An 18,256-nucleotide genomic window follows, 5' to 3' on the forward strand; every position below is an offset into this window, starting at 1 on the left:
CCGTGGGGACTGGACCGGGGACTAGCCCTTGACCGCGCCGAGCAGCACTCCGGAGACGAAGTACCTCTGGACGAAGGGGTAGACCGCGAGGATGGGAAGCACGGTGAGCATGATCGTCACCGACTGGATGTTGGAGGCGGCCTGCGTCATCTCCGACAGCCCCGCGCCGGTGGACTCGGCGCCGGTGGCCCCCGCGATGAGGTTGCGCAGGTAGATGGTCACCGGGAACAGCTCCTGCTCGTTGAGGTACAGGAAGGCCGTGAACCAGGAGTTCCAGAACGAGACGGTGTAGAACAGCACCATGGTGGCTACGACCGCCTTGGACAGCGGCAGCACCACCCGCCACAGGACGCCGTAGGTGTTCAGCCCGTCGATCGCGGCGGCCTCTTCCAGCTCGCTCGGCAGGCCCTCGAAGAACGACTTCATGACCAGCAGGTTGAAGACGCTGATGGCGTTGGGCAGCGCGATCGCCCAGATGGAGTTCGTCAGCCCGAGATTGTTGACCAGCACGTACTGCGGGATCAGGCCGCCCGAGAAGATCATGGTGAAGATGGCCGCCCAGATCAGGACCTTACGGCCCCTGAGGTGCGGCTTGGACAGCACGTACGCGTAGGACGTGGTCAGCACCATCGCGATCGCCGTGGCGACGATCGTGTAGATCACGGTGTTGCCGTAGTTCCTCCAGAACATCGGGTCGGCGATGACGATGCGGTACGTCGTCAGGTTGAACCCGCGCGGGATGAGGTTGACCCCACCGGTGATGATGTAGCGCTCCGCGCTGAACGAGCGGGCGACGATGTTGACGAAGGGGTACAGCGTCACGATCACGACGCCGGTCAGGATGACGGCGTTGACCACCTGGAACACGCGGTAACCGCGGCTCTTCGCGATGGTCACCACAGGCCCGCTCCCACCATGCGACGGGAGATCAGGTTCGCCGAGGTGATCAGCACCACTCCGACCAGCGCCTCGAACAGGCCGATCGCGGCGGCGTAGCTGAGATTGCTGGACTCCACGCCCATCCGGTACAGGTAGGTCGAGATCACGTCCGCGGTCGGATAGGTCAGCGGGTTGTACAGCAGCAGGACCTTCTCGAAGCCCGTGGTCATGAACGTGCCCATGTTGAGGATCAGCAGCGTGACCGCCGTCGGGCGGATGCCGGGCAGGGTGACGTGCCAGGTCTGCCGCCACCGGCCGGCGCCGTCGATGCGCGCCGCGTCGTAGAGCTGCTCGTCGATGGTCGTCAGCGCGGCCAGGTAGAGGATGGTCCCCCAGCCGACGGTCTGCCAGACCTCCGAGGAGACGAAGATCGTGCGGAACCAGTCGGGCTTCTGCATGAACGCGGTGGGCTCCCCGCCGAGCGCCTTCACGATCTGGTTCACCGGCCCGTCGATGGCCAGCGTCTGCATGACGATGCCGGCCACGATGACCATCGACAGGAAGTGCGGCAGGTAGGACACCGACTGCAGGAACCGCTTGACGCGGCGGCTGCGCACCTCGTTGAGCAGCAGCGCCAGCACGATCGGCAGCGGCCAGCAGAACAGCAGGGTCAGCCCGCCGAGGACGAGCGTGTTGGTGAACACGTTCCAGAACGTCGGGTCGCCGAGGAACATTTTCACGTACCGCAGGCCCACCCAGGACTCGCCGAAGACGCTGCCGCCCGGCTCGAACCGCCGGAAGGCGATCACGTTGCCGATCATGGGGCCGTACCGGAAGACCAGGAAGAACAGCAGCGGCAGCACCGCCAGCGAGTACAGCTGCCAGTCGCGGCGGATCGAATGCCGCCAGGTGCCCGGCCGCGCGTGCCGGCGGCCGGGGTCCGGGCGCGCCGGACGGGTCTCCGGCGGGTCGTCGAGTGTGCTCGTCGTGCTCATTACGCGCCCTCCGAGGCGGCGCCCGTCGTCGCCGGCGGGAGCGGCGCCTTCGCCCGCTCGGTGGGAGACGGCCGGGTGTCCCGCCACCGCTCGGTCGCGGGGCTGGTGTCGTCCGGTGCGTGGCCCCTCATGTCACCCCTTCGGCCGAAAATTTCAACGAAGGTCTTTCAATATTTCGGCAACGTAAGGGGGAGCAAGGAAACATGTCAAGGGGGTCATCAACTGCTATTTCCTCGCCCGATCGGCCGCTGCCCATGGACTCGTTTCCATGGGTTCGACCTGGTTCTGCGGCGGTTTTCCTGAAACTTTCGAAGACCGGGCGGCCATCGGCGCGCCCACGACGTCCAGGGGCCGGACCCGATATGGAGTGATCGATCACCCTGCTTGCCGCCGTATGGTAGTGATCGATCACTATGGTGTCAACGGTGGTCCGTCCGCCACCGGCTAGGCTGTTCGGCGGAGCGAAGGAGGGTCCCGTGGGCCAGGCTGAGACGCCGCGCATCACCATCCACGAGGTGGCCCGGCGAGCCGGCGTCTCCCACCAGACCGTCTCCCGGTACTTCCGCCACAACGAGGGGTTGAAGCCCGAGACCCGCAAGAAGATCGACCTGGTCGTCGCCGAGCTCAACTACCGACCGAACCTGCTGGCGCGCTCCATGCGCACCCGCCGCACCAACCGGCTGGCGATCACCCTGCCCGCCTCCACCTACCTGTGGCCGGCGCGCCTGCTCAGCGCCGCCTCGGCGGCCGCGCACGCCGAGGGCTTCCAGCTGGAGGTCGTCAGCGTCGAGGGCGATCCCCGCGCCCGGGCCGAGCGCACGCTGGAGCTCGCGGGCTCGGGACAGGTCGAGGGCATCCTGTCCCTGACGCCGCTGGAGATCGCCCCCGCGGCGTCGCCGGTGCCCATCGTCGCCACCGGGGCCTACGACGACGACCTGCGCGGCGTCAACGAGCTCGCGGACGCGTCCCCGGTGCGCGAGATCATCGAGCATCTCGCGTCGCTGGGCCACAGGGTCTTCTTCCACATCGCGGGCGCGCAGAACTTCACCTCGGCGCGCAACCGCAAGCTGGTCTACGAGGAGACCATCCAGCGCCGCGGGCTCACCTCCTACGGCGTCGCCATCGGCAACTGGACCGCCCAGTCGGGCCACGACGCGGTCCGCCGCCTTCCCGAGGCGAGCGGCGTGACCGCCATCATCGCCGCGAACGACCACGTCGCCATGGGCGCCGTACGCGCCGCCCTCTCGCGCGGCTGGCGGGTGCCCGAGGACGTCAGCGTGTTCGGCTGGGACGACGAGGAGATGGGGCGCTTCGCCACTCCCTCGCTGTCCACGGTGGCCGTCGATCGCGAGGTCCAGGGACGGGAGGCCATGGCGAAGCTCATCGCGGAGGTCCGCGGCGAGCCCGCCCCGCCGCCGTCGGTACGGTCGATCAACCGCATCATCCTCCGCGAGACGGTGGGCCCGCCGCCGTCCGCCCGTCGATGACCGGCGGGAGGGGCGGCGGGCGAGAGGCGGGAAGGGCGGCGGGACGGGCGGGGTCACAGCGCGAACTCCGCGCCGAGGTCGTCGAGTTCGGCGCGCTCGCAGAGGCGGTCGATGAAGACATAGCGGTGCGCGAGCTCCAGGACCTCCCCGTCGGCCAGCGTGAACTCCTCGTCGAAGGCGGGAGACGGGCTGATCACGGCGAACGGCTCCCGGCGCACGAACCACTTGATCGGCACCGGCGCGCTGGACCGCCCGGCCACGGCGAGCACGGTGCCGCCTCCGTCGATCTCGTCGTGCCGGCCGGCCAGGGCCAGCCACGCGGCCTCGGCGCCCATCATTTCCTCCCCGCCCCGCCCGCCGGCGCCGATGATCGTGCCCTGCGTCCACGACCGGGGACCGCGCCAGAAGAACCCCGCGTAACCGGCCGCCGGCCGGCCGTGGGTGGTGGGGCTGCCGAACTCCAGGGCCGCGCCGCGGACGTTGCGCAGCCGCGTCGTGAAGTCCAGCGCCCAGATGCCGCGGGCGGCGTCCACGCCGTGGAACACCTGGCGGCGCCGCTCGGCGATCCACCGTTCGTCCGCCGCCGTGACCCAGTGCAGGGTCTCCTCGACCGTGACCCGCCGGCCGTCGCCGGAGACCTCGGTGAAGTCGACGTGGTCGATGTGACCTAGATTGTTCTGCCACTGGTAGCCGCTCTCCGCCGAGAAGCTGGGGCCGCCCCAGAAGTTCTGCCCGGACAGGTGGGCCCAGGTCATCTGCAGTCCCTTGTGCCAGCGGTGGTCCCACGGGCGGTAGACCGACATGGGCGCGCCGGTGAGGCCGCGGATCGGATGCAGGTAGGGCTTGGGCGCCTCGGCGCCGGGCGCGTCCGGGCGGTAGACGTAGTGCGCGATCCGCACGTCGCCGGCGGTGACGATCAGGGACGTGTCCGCGTCGCGGACGCTGAGGGTGGGCTCAGGCACGGCCGGTCTCCTCCTGCTGCAGGCGGTCGGTGGCGTTCGGCGGATCGCCGCCGTTGAGCGAGTGGTAGAAGGGGTTGCCCTCGTCGAGCTCGGCCCGGGTGACCGGGCGTCCGGTCAGGGCCGACTGGTACATCCCGGTGATCAGCTCGAGGACGCGCCTGCCGTCGGCGCCGGCGGCCGGCGGGCGTTCGCCGGCCGCCATGGCGGCCAGCAGCGCGGCGAGCTGGGCGCGGTGCGAGCTGGGCGTGTTCCCGGCCGGCGCCCAGCCGGCGATCCTGCCCGAGTCGGTGACGTGCGGCGCGGGCGTCCACCGCCAGTGGGAGTCGTCGTAGCCGTAGAGGTGCTCCACCTCGACGGTCGCGTCGGTGAAGTCCAGGCGCAGGTAGCTCGTCTCGCGGGGAGACAGGACGCTGTTGACGATCGAGCCGATGGCGCCGGAGGTGAAGCGGACGATCGCGAACGACACGTCTTCGGTCTGGACCCGCCGATCGAGTGTGGCCGCCACGGCGTGCACCTCGTGCCAGTCGCCGAGCAGGTGGAGCAGCAGGTCCATCTGGTGGATGCCGTGGCCCATGGTGGGCCCGCCGCCCTCGGTCTCCCACCTGCCGCGCCACGGCACTTCGAAGTAGTCGTGCCCGCGGTACCAGAGCGTGTTGCACACCGCGACCAGCGGCCGGCCGAGCTCGCCGTCGGCGATGTGCCGGCGCAGCCGCCGCGCGGCGCCGCCGAAGCGGTGCTGGAAGACGTAGGCGGCGTACGGCCCGCCGTCCCGCTCGCGGGAGGTGATCTCGTCGTACTCCGCCAGCGACAGCGTCGGCGGTTTCTCACACCACACCCACGCGCCGGCGTCCAGGCTCGCCAGCACGGCCTCGCGGTGCGCGACCGGCGGCGTGGCGACGACGACGAGATCAGGGCTCTCGCGGGCCAGCATGTCCGCCAGGACGGTGTACCGGCCCGGGACGCCGTGGGCTTCGGCCAGCTCGTCCGCCCGGCCGGAGTCGACGTCGCACACGGCGACGACCTGTACGGCGTCGCCCGCCGCGGCCAGGGCGGGCAGGTGGGCGACGCGGGCGATGCCGCCCGCGCCGACGACGGCGACGCGAACCGGGGGCGACGACTCCGACACGGATGCTCCCTCAGGAGACGGGAAAGTGATCGATCACTTTTTTGGTTCAACATAGTTACGAGCGCTTTGAAGTGTCAACGCCGATCTGAACGTTTCATCCCGGCGACGGCCCGAAACCGGCGCATGGACCTGATCGGCCGGTCGGAGGCGGCGCTCGGGCGCCTACCCCGCCGAGGCGTGCGGCACGTCACCGGCCAGGGGCATCCCATGACCGGTGAGGCCGGCCACGGACGCCTCCGGCCGCAGGTCGGCGCCGGGCCGGGCATCGGGCGTGCGCGGCGCCGACAGCAGGGGAACGGTGGTCGACTCGCGGATGACCAGGTCGCAGGGGTACAGATGGCGGCCGGGCGAGGGATTGCCGTTGATGCCGGCGAGCAGGATGTGGGCCGCCGAGCGACCGAGCCCCGTGAGGTTCATGTCGATGCTGGTCAGCGGCGGCTGGGAGTACTCGGCCATGATGTCCCAGTTGTCGAACCCCAGGATCGCCACGTCCTCGGGCACGCGGCGCCCCGCGGCGCGCAACGCGTCGGCGGCTCCGCGGCCGATCTGGTCGTTGCCGCAGAACACCGCGTCGAACTCGATGCGGCTGGACAGCAGGATGCCGACGGCCTGGCGTCCCCAGGTCTCGGTCCAGGCGCCGAACATCGGGGGCGTCACCAGTTCCAGGCCCTCCTCCGCCAGCCGGTCGGCCGCCGCGGCGCTGCGCAGCCGGGAGGAGTTGTGCTGCTCCGGGCCGGCGATGTGCGCGATGCGCGTGCGGCCGATGGCCAGCAGGTGCTCGATGCCCTTGCGGACGCCCCCGGCCTCGTCGGGCTCGACGGTGCAGTCGCGCGGATCGGTGGAGCCGATGTAGGCGTACACGACGGGCACGGGGAGGTTCGCGCCGATGGGCGCCCGCGGCCGGGTGCGCCGCCCGGTGACGATGATCCCGTCGACGCGACGGCTCAGCAAGGTCTTGAGGTAGTACTGCTCGCGGATGGGGTCGTCGCGCCCGTCGCACAGGAAGACCGACATCTGCCCGGCGCCCAGCGCGTCCTCGGCGCCCATCAGGACCGGGAGGCTGATGCGGCCCATGCGGTCGGTGGTGATCATGCCGACGGTGTAGGTGCGGCCGGAGGCGACGCCGCGGCCGGCCGGGCCGACCAGCACGTTCAGCTGCCGGGCGGCCTCCTTGACCCGCGTGCGGGTCTCCTCCCGCAACGACCCGCGCCCGTTGAGCGCCTTGGAAGCGGTGCCCACCGACACCCCGGCCAGTGCGGCGACGTCGGCGACCGTGGCACGACGCTCCCGTCCACCCACAGCACTTCCTCCCTTGTCCGCTTCGCGAACCTCGGATCTCACACGACCGGAAGCCTTTATTGAACGCCCCGTAAACATGCTATATAGCCTTTCGGCGGGGTCTACGGGAAGACGGTCGCGGCTATTCACCGGGCCTCACGCCGGTGACCCGCGTTTTCGGCGCCGCCGCGAGGTTTCCCCGCCAGGCCTTTGGCGTCAGTGGATGCGGCGCCCCCGGGCGTCCGGCACTCCCGACTTGCGGAAGAAATAGGCGTTGATCTGGTCGCGCCACTCCTCCGCGCACCGGAGCTGCTCGTCGAACAGCTCGCGCACCCGGGCGTGCAGGCCGGCGGGCACCGACCCGGCGCCGGCCAGACCGGCCCACAGCGACCGGGCCTCGGCGACCTGTTCCACCCCGGCGAAGTGGGTGTCGTAGATGTGCTGGACGACGGTGGACCCGTCCTGCAGCACATGCCCGTAGGGCACATGGTGGAAGAACAGCAGCAGCTCGTCCGGGCACCGCTCGGCCGACTCGTACACCTGCGACCAGGGCTCCGGATACTGGCCGGTGAAGCCGGTGCCGGTGGCACGGGTGCGGTCCACGCCGACGCCGTCGCGGTCGGCGAAGTGGTAGGTGCCCCACGGCGTGTACTCGTACCCGTCCACGTCAGGGCCGTAGTGATGCCCGGGACGCACCATGAAGCCGACGCCGAGCGGCGCGGCGTACCGCTCGTAGGTGCGCCACGAGCCGTCCATGATCGCGTGCAGCGTGCGCCGCAGCCGCGCGGCCTCACCGGTCTCGCGCGCGTCGCCGCTCTCGCCCGCGTCGCCGGTCTCGCCGGTCTCACCGGTCTTCGATGGCGCGAAGGTCAGGTCGATCCACTCGTCCAGGATGGCGACCGGGTCCGCCCAGGGCGCCCACGCGAGCCGGCCGAAGGCGTACAGGTTGGCCTGCGCGAGCGGGTGGCCGGTCCAGAAGTGGTCGTCGCCCACGTTGGACACCCCGACGAGGCCGCCGCCCTCCCGCGCCGCCCACCGGTCGCGCCCCTCCCCGTCCGGACTCTCGCCGTCCCGCCTCTCGTCCTCCGACGTACGCCCGTCCAGCCGCTCCCCGTCCAGCCGCGCCCCGTCCGGCGTCTCCCCGTCCTGCGTCTCCTCGTCCGGCGGTTCCGGGGCGTCGTCCGCCGTCGCGCCGGTGACGATGTTCGCCACGGCGGGGCCCGCGGTCCCCCAGGGGCGGAACGCCAGCACCTCGCTCCACATGGGGGCGAGGTAGCACACGTGCCGCTGCTGGCCGGTGTACTCCTGGGTCACCTGGACTTCCACGGCCAGGCGGGTGCCCGGCATGGCCGCGAGGAGGGGAGAGACCGGCTCGCGCGGCTGGAAGTCCATCGGGCCGTGCTTCACCTGGAGGATCACGTTGTCGCGGAACAGTCCGTCGAGGGGGGCGAAGTGGTCGCGCGCCGCGCGGGCCCGGTCGGTCGACCGGTCGCGCCAGTCCTGCCGGTGGTCGTACACGAAGGCGCGCCAGTGGACCACCCCGCCGAACGGCGCCAGGGCGTCGGCGAGCGTGTTCGCGCCGTCGGCGTGGCTGCGCCCGTAGGCGAACGGGCCCGGCTGTCCCTCCGAGTCGGCCTTGACCACGAATCCCCCCAGGTCGGGGATCGCCTGGTAGGCCCGTTCCGCGGCCCGCGCCCACCACGTACGCACGTCGTGGTCCAGCGGGTCGGCGGTCGGCAGCCCGGCCAGGACGACGGGCGAGGCGAACCCGGCCGACAGGTGCACCCGGACGCCGTAGGGCCGCAACCGGTCGGCGATCGCGGCGACGTCGCCGAGCCGGTCGGTCAGCAGGCGGGCCTCGGCGGCGTGCACGTTGACGTTGTTCACCGTGACGGCGTTCACCCCGCACGCGGCCAGCAGCCGCGCGTACGCCCCCACCCGGGCGAGGTCGCCGGTCAGGGCGCCGTCCCGCCAGAAGATCGATCCACCCGCGTAGCCGCGCTCGACCTGGCCCATCACCGGATGCACCTCGACGTTGTCCCAGTGGTCGAGCATGCGCCGCCGCGTCGCGGGCCGGTGAAGCTCCCGCGGCCGGGCGGCGCCGAAGGCCCGCTCGCCGAGTCGCACGAGGTGGAACAGGCCGTAGAGCAGACCGGCCGGCTCGTCGGCGAGCACGACCGTGACGCCGTCGTGGCGGGCGACGACGAACCCCTCCTCCCCGGTCGGCCGGTCGTCGTCCCCGTGGGCGGGCCACTCCGTCCGCAGTTTCCGCACGGCGTCCGGCACGGGCTCGGCCCCGGTGAGCGCGAGGACCAGATCGAAAGGCCCCTCTTCCGCGCCGCCCGGAACGTCCGCGTCGCCCCCGACGTCGGCGCACGGGGATCGGTCGCCCGTCGTGCCGGGCGCCGAGTGCCGCACACCGCCGCCGTACCGGGCGCAGGCCCGCGCCACCTCGTCGTGCACGGTCTCGGCGAGCGGGCCGCCGCCGCACACGAGGGTGCGGCGCGAGCCGATCGGCCGGAACGCCTCCGGCGGCAGCCACGCCGGGTGGACCGGGGGCGGATCGTCATGAGCTGCCGGGTGGACTTCGAAACTTTCGGGATGATCCATCGACACCGCGGAAACCTAAGCGCTCGGTCGCTCCGGGTCAAGGGCGTTGTCAGACGGCGATGACCGGCATCGCTCCCCCGTGGGAGTTCCCGCCGATCCCTCCAGCCCGCGGGCGGCGCGGGCGAGGGCGCCCCGAAAGTTTCGGAAGCGACGCTCCTCGACGGCGGCCGTACACGGTGAGCGGCCGGTTCGTCCGGTCGTTGTTGACGCTCCACGTGGCCCTGCCTAGCATCCAGGCAGCGAAGCGGTGCCTCACTTGCGGTCCACCGCGGTTGTGGCGAACATTCCCCCTGTCAGGCCTGCCCATCGCCGTTCCCGGGATCCCACCACGGCAGCACGGAGCCTTTCATGTCCCGCATGCAGGAAGAATCCCACCGCCCTCATGGCGGTCGCCGCGGCGGGAGCGCTCAGGCGAGCGACGCCCGCATGCGCGCCTTCAGCCGGCGCGTCGGCGGCCTGGCGTTCGGCGGCGACTACAACCCCGAGCAGTGGGACCCTTCCGTCTGGCGGGAGGACGTCCGGCTCATGCGCGAGGCCGGGGTGAACCTCGTCTCGCTCGGCGTCTTCGCGTGGGCCTCGCTGGAACCCGAGCCCGGCAAGTACGAGTTCGGCTGGATGGACGAGGTCATGGACCTGCTCCACCAGGCCGGCATCGGCGTCGACCTCGCCACCCCCACCGCCGCGCCGCCCGTCTGGCTGACCCGCGAGCACCCGGAGGTCTTCCCGGTCATGGCCGACGGCGAGTCGTTCGGCTTCGGGAACCGCCTGCACTACGACCCCTCCTCACCGATCTACCGCGAGCACGCGGCCGCCATCACCACCCAGCTCGCCCGGCGCTACTCCTTCCACCCGGCGCTCGCCATGTGGCACATCGGCAACGAGTACGGCCCCACGGCCTACAACGAGGCGGCCTCGGTCAACTTCCGGCGGTGGCTCCGGCAGCGGTACGGCGACCTCGGCACGCTCAACGACGCCTGGACCACCCGCTTCTGGGGGCAGGTCTACACCGACTGGGACCAGATCGAGGTCCCGAGCATCCCGCGCGCCTGGATGAACCCGAGCCGCATCCTCGACTTCAAGCGCTTCACCTCAGACGCGCTGCTCGAGTGCTACATCGCCGAACGCAACATCGTCCGCTCCTTCCGCGCCGACATCCCGGTCGTGACCAACTTCATGTCCTTCTACCGGCACGCCGACTACTGGAGGTGGGCGCGCGAGGAGGACGCGGCGGCCCTGGACATCTACCCCGACCCCGCCCGGTCCGACTCGCACGTGTCGGCGGCCTTCCAGTTCGACCTGTTCCGCTCGCTCAAGGGCGGCCGGCCCTGGGTGCTGATGGAGCAGGCCGCGAGCGCGGTCAGCCAGTGGCGGCTGAACGTGGTCAAGGAGCCGGGGCGGATGCGGCTCGGGTCGCTCCAGGCGGTGTCGCGCGGCGCCGACGCGGTGATGTTCTTCCAGTGGCGCGCTGGCCGGGGCGGGCAGGAACGCTTCCACTCGGCGATGCTGCCCCACTCTGGGCCGGGCTCGCGCACCTTCCGCGAGGTCACCGGTCTCGGCGGCGAGATCAAGCTGCTCGCGCCGGTGGCGGGCGCCGCCACCCGCGCCGACATCGCCGTCCTGTTCGACTGGAACGGCTGGTGGGGCCTTGAGGAGGTCGGCGGGCTGCCCCGCAACGACTTCGGCTACGCCGACACCGTGATGCGCCACTACACGCCCCTGTGGGAGCACCACCATGCCGTCGACGTGGTGCCACCCGGCGGCGACCTCGGCGCGTACAAGGTGCTGGTCGTGCCCAACGCCTACCTCATCGACGACCAGGGCGTCCAGGCCGTCACCGCCTTCGCCCGCTCCGGCGGCACCGTCGTGATGTCCTTGTTCTCCGGCGTCGTGGACGAGTCCAACCGCGTGCGCTCGAACGGCTATCCGGGCGCGTTCCGCGACCTCATCGGCGCCAAGATCGACGAGTACTGGCCGGCGCGTCCCGGCGAGGAGTTCGCCGTCCGCTTCGCCGACGGCCGCACGACGACCGCGACGTGGTGGCGCGAGGACCTCTATCTGGAGACCGGGACGGCGTTGGCGACCTACACCGACGGGCTGCTCAAGGGCCGGGCCGCGGTCGTCGCGAACGCCTACGGCGCCGGGCGGGTGGTCTACGTCGCGACCCTGCTGGAACAGGACGCCTTCGCGGGCGTGCTGCTCGCGGAGGTGGAGGCGGCGGGCGTGGAGAGCCGCTTCCGCGACGTCCCGGCCCATGTCGAGTGCGCGGTGCGCGAGGACGAGCGGCACGAGTACCTGTTCCTGCTCAACCACGGCGCCGACGCCGCCACCGTCCCGCTCCCCCGTCCCGGAACCGACCTGCTGACGGGAGCCCCGGTCGCCGGCGACGTCGAGCTCGCGCCGCTCGGCGTGGCGGTGATCCAGTGCCGGCGGCCGTCCGCGCTGACGGGGGCCGGCGCGGACGCTTCCCGGCGCCCGTCCGCCCCGGCCGGGTGATCGAGGCGCATCTGGTGGATCAAGCGGTCGCGTCGGCCGTCCAGTTCCGCACCACGGGGGCGTATTCGGCGGGCTTGTCGGCGACCTTGGCCCCGGGAGTGACCAGCCAGCTCTGGTAGGCGGGCGTGAACATCTGGTAGAGCGACCGCGGCGGCACCGCGCTCGCCTCGTCCAGCTCGGCGCGGAGCTCGGCCGGCAGCTCGAAGTCGAGCGCGGCGAGGTTGGCGTCGAGCTGGGCCGCGCTGCTCGCCCCGACGATCGCCGAGGCGATGCCGGGCTGGGTGGCGACCCAGTTGACCGCCACCTGGGCCATCGTCACCCCGAGCTTGGCGGCCACGCCTTCGAGCGTCGCCAGGAGCCGCCATTCCTGGTCGGTGTAGGAGCGTCCGGACGAGCCGGTCTCGCCCAGCCTGCCCTCCCCGGCCAGTCCCTGGTCGGCCTGGCGGTACTTGCCGGTGAGGAAGCCGCCGCCGAGCGGGCTCCACGCGGTGAGGCCCAGTCCGAGCTCGCGCCCCATCGGGACGTGCTCCACTTCGATCGTCCGGTCGATGAGCGAGTAGGGCAGCTGGAGGCCGACCATCGGCACGAGGGAGTTGGCCTCCGCGTGGCTCTGGGCCCGCGCGGCGTACCAGGCCGGCACGTCCGACAGGCCCGCGTAACGGATCTTCCCCGCCCTGGTGAGGTCGTCGAAGGTCCGCACCACCTCTTCGACGGGGGTGATCCGGTCCCAGGTGTGCAGCAGGAACAGGTCGATGTAGTCGGTGCGCAGCCGGCGCAGCGACGCCTCGACCGCGCGGATCATGTGCTTGCGGCCGTTGCCGCCCGCGTTCGGGTCCCCGGGGTCGACGCTGTTGGTGAACTTGGTGGTGAGCACGACCCGGTCGCGCACCTTGGCCTCGGCCATGAGGTCGCCGAGGATGGTCTCGCTCTGGCCGGCGGTGTAGAAGTCGGCGGTGTCGACGAAGTTCCCGCCCGCTTCGAGGTAGCGGCGGAAGATGGCGCGCGCCTCCTCCTCGGTCTTGCCGTAGGCGGCGTGGAAGCCGGCGGTGCCGAAGTTCATCGTGCCGAGTGCCAGCCGGCTGACGCGGAGCCCGGAGCGTCCGAGCAGGTAGTAGTGGTTCATGGACATGAGAGCTGTCACTCCGTTCGGGTGCGGGCTCGCGGGTGCCGGCGGTTTCCGGCTCGCGGTACCGGCCCCTTTTCCGGCTCGTGCGAGCGGCCGGGATTCCTCGCGTGCCTCCCGGTGCGGGACCGATACGGTCCACAGCTTGCGCACCCGAAAATGGACTGTCAAGTCCAAAACTGCAGGTCGGAGCGCCTGCGACGTTCCGTCAGGCGGGCCCGCGACCCGTCAGGCCGGCCCGCGGTCGCCGGCGCCGAGGTGGGCGATGCCGATGTCCAGGGCGGCCTCCAGGTGCGCGGTCGAACCGGTGGACATCTGGATCAGGACGCCCCCCTGGACGCCCGCGAGCAGGGCCGCCGCCGCACGGTCGGCGTCCAGGGCCCGGTCGATCTCGCCGGCCTGCTGCATGTGGCGCACGCCGGCGGCGATCTCGGCCTGCCAACTGCGCATCAGCTCCGTGACCACGGCCTGGGCCCCGGGCGTGACGCCGCCGAGTTGCGACATGACGGCGTTGAGCGGGCACAGCGTGCCCTGGGCGCGGTAGCGCTCGATCACCCTGTCGCGCCACCGCCACCAGGCGGGCCAGGACGACAGGTCACCCAGCTGGGGTTGCTGGTCCTCCAGCACGCGGTCGGCCTCGAGGCGGGCCACGGCCAGCAGCAGCTCCTCCCGGCCGCCCGGGAAGTAGTGGAACAGCTGGCTCTTGCTCGTCGTGGTCCTGGCGAGCACGTCGTCGAGGGTGGTCGCGACCACCCCGTGCTCGCGGATCTGCGCGGCCGCGCCCTGGAGTATCCGCTCCCGCGTCGCGGCGCCCTTGCGGGTCAGCGCAGGCATGACACCTCTCCCGGACTGGATGTTCCGGTCCATTTTATCCGGTCACGAGGCGTCCGCAGGTATGGCGCGGCGCCGCCCGGGCGGTGATGATCGGACCGGGGAGGGTGCGGCGGCGTCCGATCGGAGGGGAATGTGCCGGGCGCGCGGCGTCCTTCCGCAGTCGGAAAACCGTCCGGTAAGCCCGCCGGCCGTCGCGACATGGCGCGTCCGGCCGTCGCGATGTCGCGCGAAGGAGAACCCTCATGAACCCCCGGCCAACGACGGACCGATCACGGCGACCCGAGGATTCCGAAGGACGCACGCGATGGGCGACGATCGCCGTCGTCTACCTCGCCGGGGTGGTCACGGCGATGAGCCTGGGCAAGTTCGCCTCGGTCGGGCCGGCGGTGGCGGCCCAGCTCGGGCTGTCACTGCCGCAGCTCGGCTGGGTGATCTCGGCCGTCGTGGGCGTGGGGGCCGTCGCCGGCCTGCCCGCCGGATACCTGGTCCGCCGCCTGGGCGCCGAGAGGTCGCTGGTCGGCGGCCTGGCGCTGGTCGCGGTGGCGGGCGCGGCGAACGTGGCGGCGGGCGACTTCGCCTGGTTGCTGGCCGCCCGGGGCGTCGAAGGCATCGGGTACATCCTGGTCACCGTCGCCTGCCCGGCACTGATCCTGCGGCTGGCCCACGAGCGGGACCGCGGCGTCGTCCTGTCCATCTGGGCGACGTTCGTCCCGGTGGGCATCGGGGTGAGCACACTGGCCGGAGGCGCGATCGGCTCCGCTCTTGGCTGGCGCGGCTGGATCGGGCTGATCGCCGGGCTGACCCTCCTCGCCGCACCCGCCGTCTGGCTGCGCCTGCCGCGCGGGGCGGAGCGGCGCGCGGCGTCCGGGCCCGTCCCCGGGGCGAGGGCGCTGGCGCGACCGGTCGCCCTGGCGGGAGCCTTCTGCCTGATCGTGCTGGTGACCATGCCGGTTGTCGTGCTCCTGCCGACGCTGCTGATCCAGCAGTACGGGCGCTCGGCCGCCGCCGCCGGCGCCATGACCTCGGTGATCTCGATGCTCGGGGTGGCCGGCGGGCTGGCGGTGGGCGTGCTGCTGCGCCGGGGCACGCCTGTCGGCGTCCTGGCGCTGACCGGGCTACTGGTGGTACCGGCCGCCTGGCTCATCTACGGCGGCGGCAGTTCGCCGGCCGGCGCGCTGGCCGGCGCGGGAGGCGTCTCGGTGCTGAACGGGCTGCTGGGCGCGCTCGCCATCGCGGCACTCCCTCTCACGCTGGAGCGTCTGGACCACGCCGACGTCGGCAACGGCGTGATCGCCCAGGCGGGCAGCCTCGGATCGCTGCTCGGCCCCCCGTTGTTCGGCCTGGTGGCCACCGGGTTCGGGTACCCGGCCCTGGTGCCGGTCATCGCCGTCGGGGTGGTCGTCTCGGTCGGCTCGTTGCTGCTGCTCAGCGTCCGGAAGTCACCCCGGCCCGTGCCGGCCGCCGACTGAGCCCCCGTGCCGGCCGGTGCCCCGGGTACCGGCCTCGGGCCCGTGGCGCCGCGGGGTCAGGGTGAGGGCGCGCGGCGCCTCGCGGGCCGGGGACGGGAGGACGAGCGGCGCCGCGCCCGGGGTGACGGTGCCCAGGACGCGGGCGGCGCGCGCTCCGGTGCCCGCGGGGACCGATCCCGGCAGGCCGTGCGCGGTGTGCCAGCCGATGAGGGCGAAGGCGATCGCCTCCTTGCCGTCGGCGGGGGCGCCGTAGGCGTCGCTCAGCCGGACGGTCACGCCGGGGAGCGCGCGGCGCAGGCCGTCCATGAGCACGGGGTTGCGGCAACCGCCGCCCGAGACGACGAGCAGGCCGGCGCCGCTCGCGGCCACCTCCCGGACGACCGTGCGGACGGTGAGCTCGGTGAGGGTCGCCACGAGGTCGGCCGAACCCGGCCGGGCGCCCGCCCTGGCCATCGCCTCTTCGACGTGGCCCAGGTGGAACAGTTCCTTGCCGGTGCTCTTGGGGAGGGGCAGCCGGTAGTACGGGTGGTCGAGCAGGACCGCGAGAAGGCCTTCGTCGACCGTGCCGGAGGCGGCGACGCGCCCGTCCTCGTCGAAGCCGCGCTCGTTCAGCCCCCGGTTCACCACGACCGCGTCGATCAGCGCGTTCGCCGGGCCGATGTCGTAGGCGGCGACGTCGCCGGGGCCGCGCACCACCGTCAGGTTCGCGATGCCGCCCAGGTTGAGCGCGGCGGCCGTGCCGCGATGCCCGGCCAGCAGCAGGACGTCGAGCAGGCACACGAGCGGGGCGCCCTGCCCGCCGGCCGCGACGTCGCGGGAGCGCAGGTCGGAAAGGACGGGCGTGCCCGTGCGCTCGGCGATCCACGCGGGCTGGCCGATCTGCAGGGTGCCGAGAGCGTGCGCGCCCTCGACCCAGTGGAACACGGTCTGCCCGTGGGAGACGACCAGGTCGACCGGCCCTGCCCGTCCGATCGCCTCGGCGGCGGCCCCGGCGAAGCTCTGGCCGATGAGGGTGTCCAGCGCGCACACCTCGGCCAGGGTGGTCGCCGCCGGGGGCAGCGCGTTCATCAGCCGGGCGCGCAGCCGGTCCGGGTAGGGCGTGGCGGCGGTGAGCTCGACGACTCCGCTGAGCGTGCCGCCGTCGTAGGCCGGGTCGAAGTCGACCAGCGCCACGTCGATGCCGTCGTGGGAGGTGCCGGAGATCATGCCCAGAACCCTCACGGCGCCCCCTCCGAGTACGATGTCGGGCCGGCCACCGCCCCGCGCGAGGCTGGAGCGACGGCGGCGGCGCGAGGCCGGAGAACGGCGGCGGGCCCGCCCCTGTTCCGGCCGAACGCGCCCTTCCCCTGAACGCCCCCCTTCCCTGACGGTAGTACCCGCAACGCCTGACCCGACCCGGGCCGCCGGTCGGCCCGATCCAGCCGCCACTCGCACCGGCGCGGCGTGACCAGCGGTTATTTTGGGGCGACGTCACCACACCGTAAGAATCTCCGGGCCGCGCCTGCCTTAGCGTCGGCCCATGGAGATCGACGTGGTGCTGCCGTGCCTGGACGAGGAGGCCGCCCTCCCCTGGGTGCTGGAGCGCATGCCGGCCGGCTGCCGGCCCATCGTGGTGGACAACGGCTCGACGGACGGCTCGGTGAAGGTCGCCGCCGGGTTCGGGGCACAGGTGGTCGTCGAGCCGCGGCGCGGGTTCGGCGCCGCCTGCCATGCCGGGCTGCTGGCCGCGACCGGCGACATCGTCGCCTTCATGGACGCCGACGCCTCCCTCGATCCGCGGCAACTGCCGCGCGTCACCGAGCCGGTAGCGGCCGGGGACGCCGACCTGGTGCTCGGCCGGCGGATCACCCGCTCGGCCGGGGCCTGGCCGCCGCACGCGCGGGCCGCCAACGCCCTGCTGGCTCGCCGCCTGCGCCGCCGCACCGGAGCCGGGGTGCACGACCTCGGCCCGATGCGCGCGGCCCGCCGCGACGCGCTGCTCGCCCTGGGGCTGAGCGACCGCAGGTTCGGCTACCCGCTGGAGATGGTGCTGCGCGCCGCCGCGGCCGGCTGGCGGATCGCCGAGGCCGAGGTGGACTACCTCCCGCGCGCGGGACGCTCCAAGGTGACGGGCACGGTGCGCGGGACGGTGCGCGCCATCGGCGACATGCGGCGGGTCATGCGGGAGAACGCGTGACCCAGGTCCTGGTCATCGCCAAGGAACCGCTGCCGGGCCGGGTCAAGACCCGGCTCTGCCCGCCGTGCACGGCCGAGCAGGCCGCCCGGCTCGCGGCCGCCGCCCTGGAGGACACCCTGCGCACGGTGGCGGCGACCCGGACGCCGCGCCGGGTGCTCGCCCTGCAGGGGATGCCGGGCCCCTGGCTGCCCCGTGGGTTCACGGTCATCCCGCAACGCGGGGCCGGGCTGGACGAGCGGCTGGCGGCGGCCTTCACCGACGCCGGCCGGCCGCACGCGATGCCCACCGTCCTGGTCGGCATGGACACCCCGCAGCTCACCGCACCCCTGCTGGAGGCCGCCCGCGCCGCGCTGGCCTCACACGACGCGGTGTACGGGCCCGCCGCGGACGGCGGGTTCTGGCTGCTCGGCCTGCGCCGCCCCGACCCGGCGCTGGTGCTCGGCGTGCCCATGTCGCAGCCCCACACCGGAGCGGCCCAGCTACGGCGCCTGCGCCAGGCCGGGCTGAGCCTGGCCGTGCTGCCCGAACTGCGCGACGTCGACACCTTCGCCGACGCCTGCGACGTCGCGGCGTCGGCGCCCGGCACCCGGTTCGCCGCGACGCTGGCCACCGTGCGCGAAGCCCTCGGCCACCAGGTGGCGCCGGCCGCGTCCCCGGGGTCGTCCCGCGACCGGCGGAGTGTTCGTCAGCGCGACGTGCGGGACGGACGTCCGGTTCGCGGCCACTGAACCGAACATCGTCCCCGCCGTCTCCGCGAATCGGAGACCGTCTGCACCGTCTTCACCGGGCGAGATCGTCCCCACCGTATGGACTGAGCCGGGGAC

At 72.6% G+C, this 18,256-nt stretch carries 15 protein-coding genes; 5 read left to right on the forward strand and 10 right to left on the reverse strand.

Annotated features, from left to right (window positions below; translation table 11 throughout):
- Nucleotides 1–21: 21 nt before the first annotated feature.
- Genes ABZU32_RS35155 through ABZU32_RS35165 form a run of 3 tightly spaced genes read right to left on the reverse strand, consistent with a single transcriptional unit; the run spans nucleotide 22 to nucleotide 2,005 of the window.
- Nucleotides 22–900, reverse strand: coding sequence for a carbohydrate ABC transporter permease (locus tag ABZU32_RS35155; RefSeq protein ID WP_354929451.1), 879 nt, complete (start codon nucleotides 898–900; stop codon nucleotides 22–24).
- Nucleotides 894–1,874, reverse strand: coding sequence for an ABC transporter permease subunit (locus ABZU32_RS35160; protein ID WP_354929454.1), 981 nt, complete (start codon nucleotides 1,872–1,874; stop codon nucleotides 894–896). Before ABZU32_RS35160 ends, ABZU32_RS35155 begins: the two co-directional genes overlap by 7 nt.
- Nucleotides 1,874–2,005: a hypothetical protein gene (locus ABZU32_RS35165; protein ID WP_354929457.1), complete on the reverse strand. Its 132-nt coding sequence runs from the start codon at nucleotides 2,003–2,005 to the stop codon at nucleotides 1,874–1,876. Before ABZU32_RS35165 ends, ABZU32_RS35160 begins: the two co-directional genes overlap by 1 nt.
- 345 nt (nucleotides 2,006–2,350) lie before the next feature.
- Here ABZU32_RS35165 and ABZU32_RS35170 point away from each other — a divergent pair, with 345 nt between their 5' ends.
- On the forward strand, nucleotides 2,351–3,361 hold the full coding sequence (locus ABZU32_RS35170) for a LacI family DNA-binding transcriptional regulator (protein WP_354842976.1): 1,011 nt from the start codon (nucleotides 2,351–2,353) through the stop codon (nucleotides 3,359–3,361).
- Between the two features lie 53 nt (nucleotides 3,362–3,414).
- Here ABZU32_RS35170 and ABZU32_RS35175 read toward each other — a convergent pair whose 3' ends face one another.
- The 4 genes from ABZU32_RS35175 to ABZU32_RS35190 all read right to left on the reverse strand — a co-directional run bounded on the left by ABZU32_RS35175 (nucleotide 3,415) and on the right by ABZU32_RS35190 (nucleotide 9,337).
- Nucleotides 3,415–4,323, reverse strand: coding sequence for a PmoA family protein (locus tag ABZU32_RS35175; protein WP_354929460.1), 909 nt, complete (start codon nucleotides 4,321–4,323; stop codon nucleotides 3,415–3,417).
- A complete protein-coding gene (locus tag ABZU32_RS35180) occupies nucleotides 4,316–5,449 on the reverse strand; it encodes a Gfo/Idh/MocA family oxidoreductase (protein ID WP_354929463.1) in 1,134 nt (377 codons plus the stop codon). Before ABZU32_RS35180 ends, ABZU32_RS35175 begins: the two co-directional genes overlap by 8 nt.
- A 162-nt stretch (nucleotides 5,450–5,611) precedes the next feature.
- The gene (locus tag ABZU32_RS35185) at nucleotides 5,612–6,748 is read right to left on the reverse strand and encodes a LacI family DNA-binding transcriptional regulator (protein ID WP_354929465.1); all 1,137 of its coding nucleotides are present in this window, start codon (nucleotides 6,746–6,748) and stop codon (nucleotides 5,612–5,614) included.
- Nucleotides 6,749–6,943: 195 nt separating this feature from the next.
- The gene (locus tag ABZU32_RS35190) at nucleotides 6,944–9,337 is read right to left on the reverse strand and encodes an alpha-glucuronidase (protein WP_354929468.1); all 2,394 of its coding nucleotides are present in this window, start codon (nucleotides 9,335–9,337) and stop codon (nucleotides 6,944–6,946) included.
- Between the two features lie 426 nt (nucleotides 9,338–9,763).
- Here ABZU32_RS35190 and ABZU32_RS35195 point away from each other — a divergent pair, with 426 nt between their 5' ends.
- The gene (locus ABZU32_RS35195; protein WP_354929471.1) at nucleotides 9,764–11,830 is read left to right on the forward strand and encodes a beta-galactosidase; all 2,067 of its coding nucleotides are present in this window, start codon (nucleotides 9,764–9,766) and stop codon (nucleotides 11,828–11,830) included.
- Nucleotides 11,831–11,849: 19 nt separating this feature from the next.
- Here the strand turns inward: ABZU32_RS35195 and ABZU32_RS35200 are convergent, their stop codons facing one another.
- On the reverse strand, nucleotides 11,850–12,959 hold the full coding sequence (locus ABZU32_RS35200; protein WP_354929474.1) for an aldo/keto reductase: 1,110 nt from the start codon (nucleotides 12,957–12,959) through the stop codon (nucleotides 11,850–11,852).
- 222 nt (nucleotides 12,960–13,181) lie between these two features.
- Nucleotides 13,182–13,787 carry a TetR/AcrR family transcriptional regulator gene (locus ABZU32_RS35205; protein WP_354929477.1) on the reverse strand — a complete coding sequence of 202 codons (606 nt, stop codon included), beginning with the start codon at nucleotides 13,785–13,787 and terminating at the stop codon, nucleotides 13,182–13,184.
- Between the two features lie 242 nt (nucleotides 13,788–14,029).
- Between ABZU32_RS35205 and ABZU32_RS35210 the strand changes: the two genes are divergently transcribed.
- Complete coding sequence (locus tag ABZU32_RS35210; protein ID WP_354929480.1) at nucleotides 14,030–15,256, forward strand: MFS transporter; 1,227 nt, start codon at nucleotides 14,030–14,032, stop codon at nucleotides 15,254–15,256.
- Here the strand turns inward: ABZU32_RS35210 and ABZU32_RS35215 are convergent.
- The gene (locus ABZU32_RS35215) at nucleotides 15,227–16,477 is read right to left on the reverse strand and encodes an anhydro-N-acetylmuramic acid kinase (protein ID WP_354929483.1); all 1,251 of its coding nucleotides are present in this window, start codon (nucleotides 16,475–16,477) and stop codon (nucleotides 15,227–15,229) included. The genes ABZU32_RS35210 and ABZU32_RS35215 overlap by 30 nt on opposite strands.
- A 298-nt stretch (nucleotides 16,478–16,775) precedes the next feature.
- Between ABZU32_RS35215 and ABZU32_RS35220 the strand changes: the two genes are divergently transcribed.
- Complete coding sequence (locus ABZU32_RS35220) at nucleotides 16,776–17,432, forward strand: glycosyltransferase family 2 protein (RefSeq protein ID WP_354929486.1); 657 nt, start codon at nucleotides 16,776–16,778, stop codon at nucleotides 17,430–17,432.
- Nucleotides 17,429–18,160: a TIGR04282 family arsenosugar biosynthesis glycosyltransferase gene (locus tag ABZU32_RS35225; protein WP_354929489.1), complete on the forward strand. Its 732-nt coding sequence runs from the start codon at nucleotides 17,429–17,431 to the stop codon at nucleotides 18,158–18,160. Before ABZU32_RS35220 ends, ABZU32_RS35225 begins: the two co-directional genes overlap by 4 nt.
- The last annotated feature ends 96 nt before the right edge of the window (nucleotides 18,161–18,256 follow it).

The sequence above is a fragment of the Sphaerisporangium sp. NPDC005288 genome (assembly GCF_040607475.1).
In the GTDB taxonomy this organism is placed as follows: Bacteria; Actinomycetota; Actinomycetes; order Streptosporangiales; family Streptosporangiaceae; genus Sphaerisporangium; species Sphaerisporangium rhizosphaerae.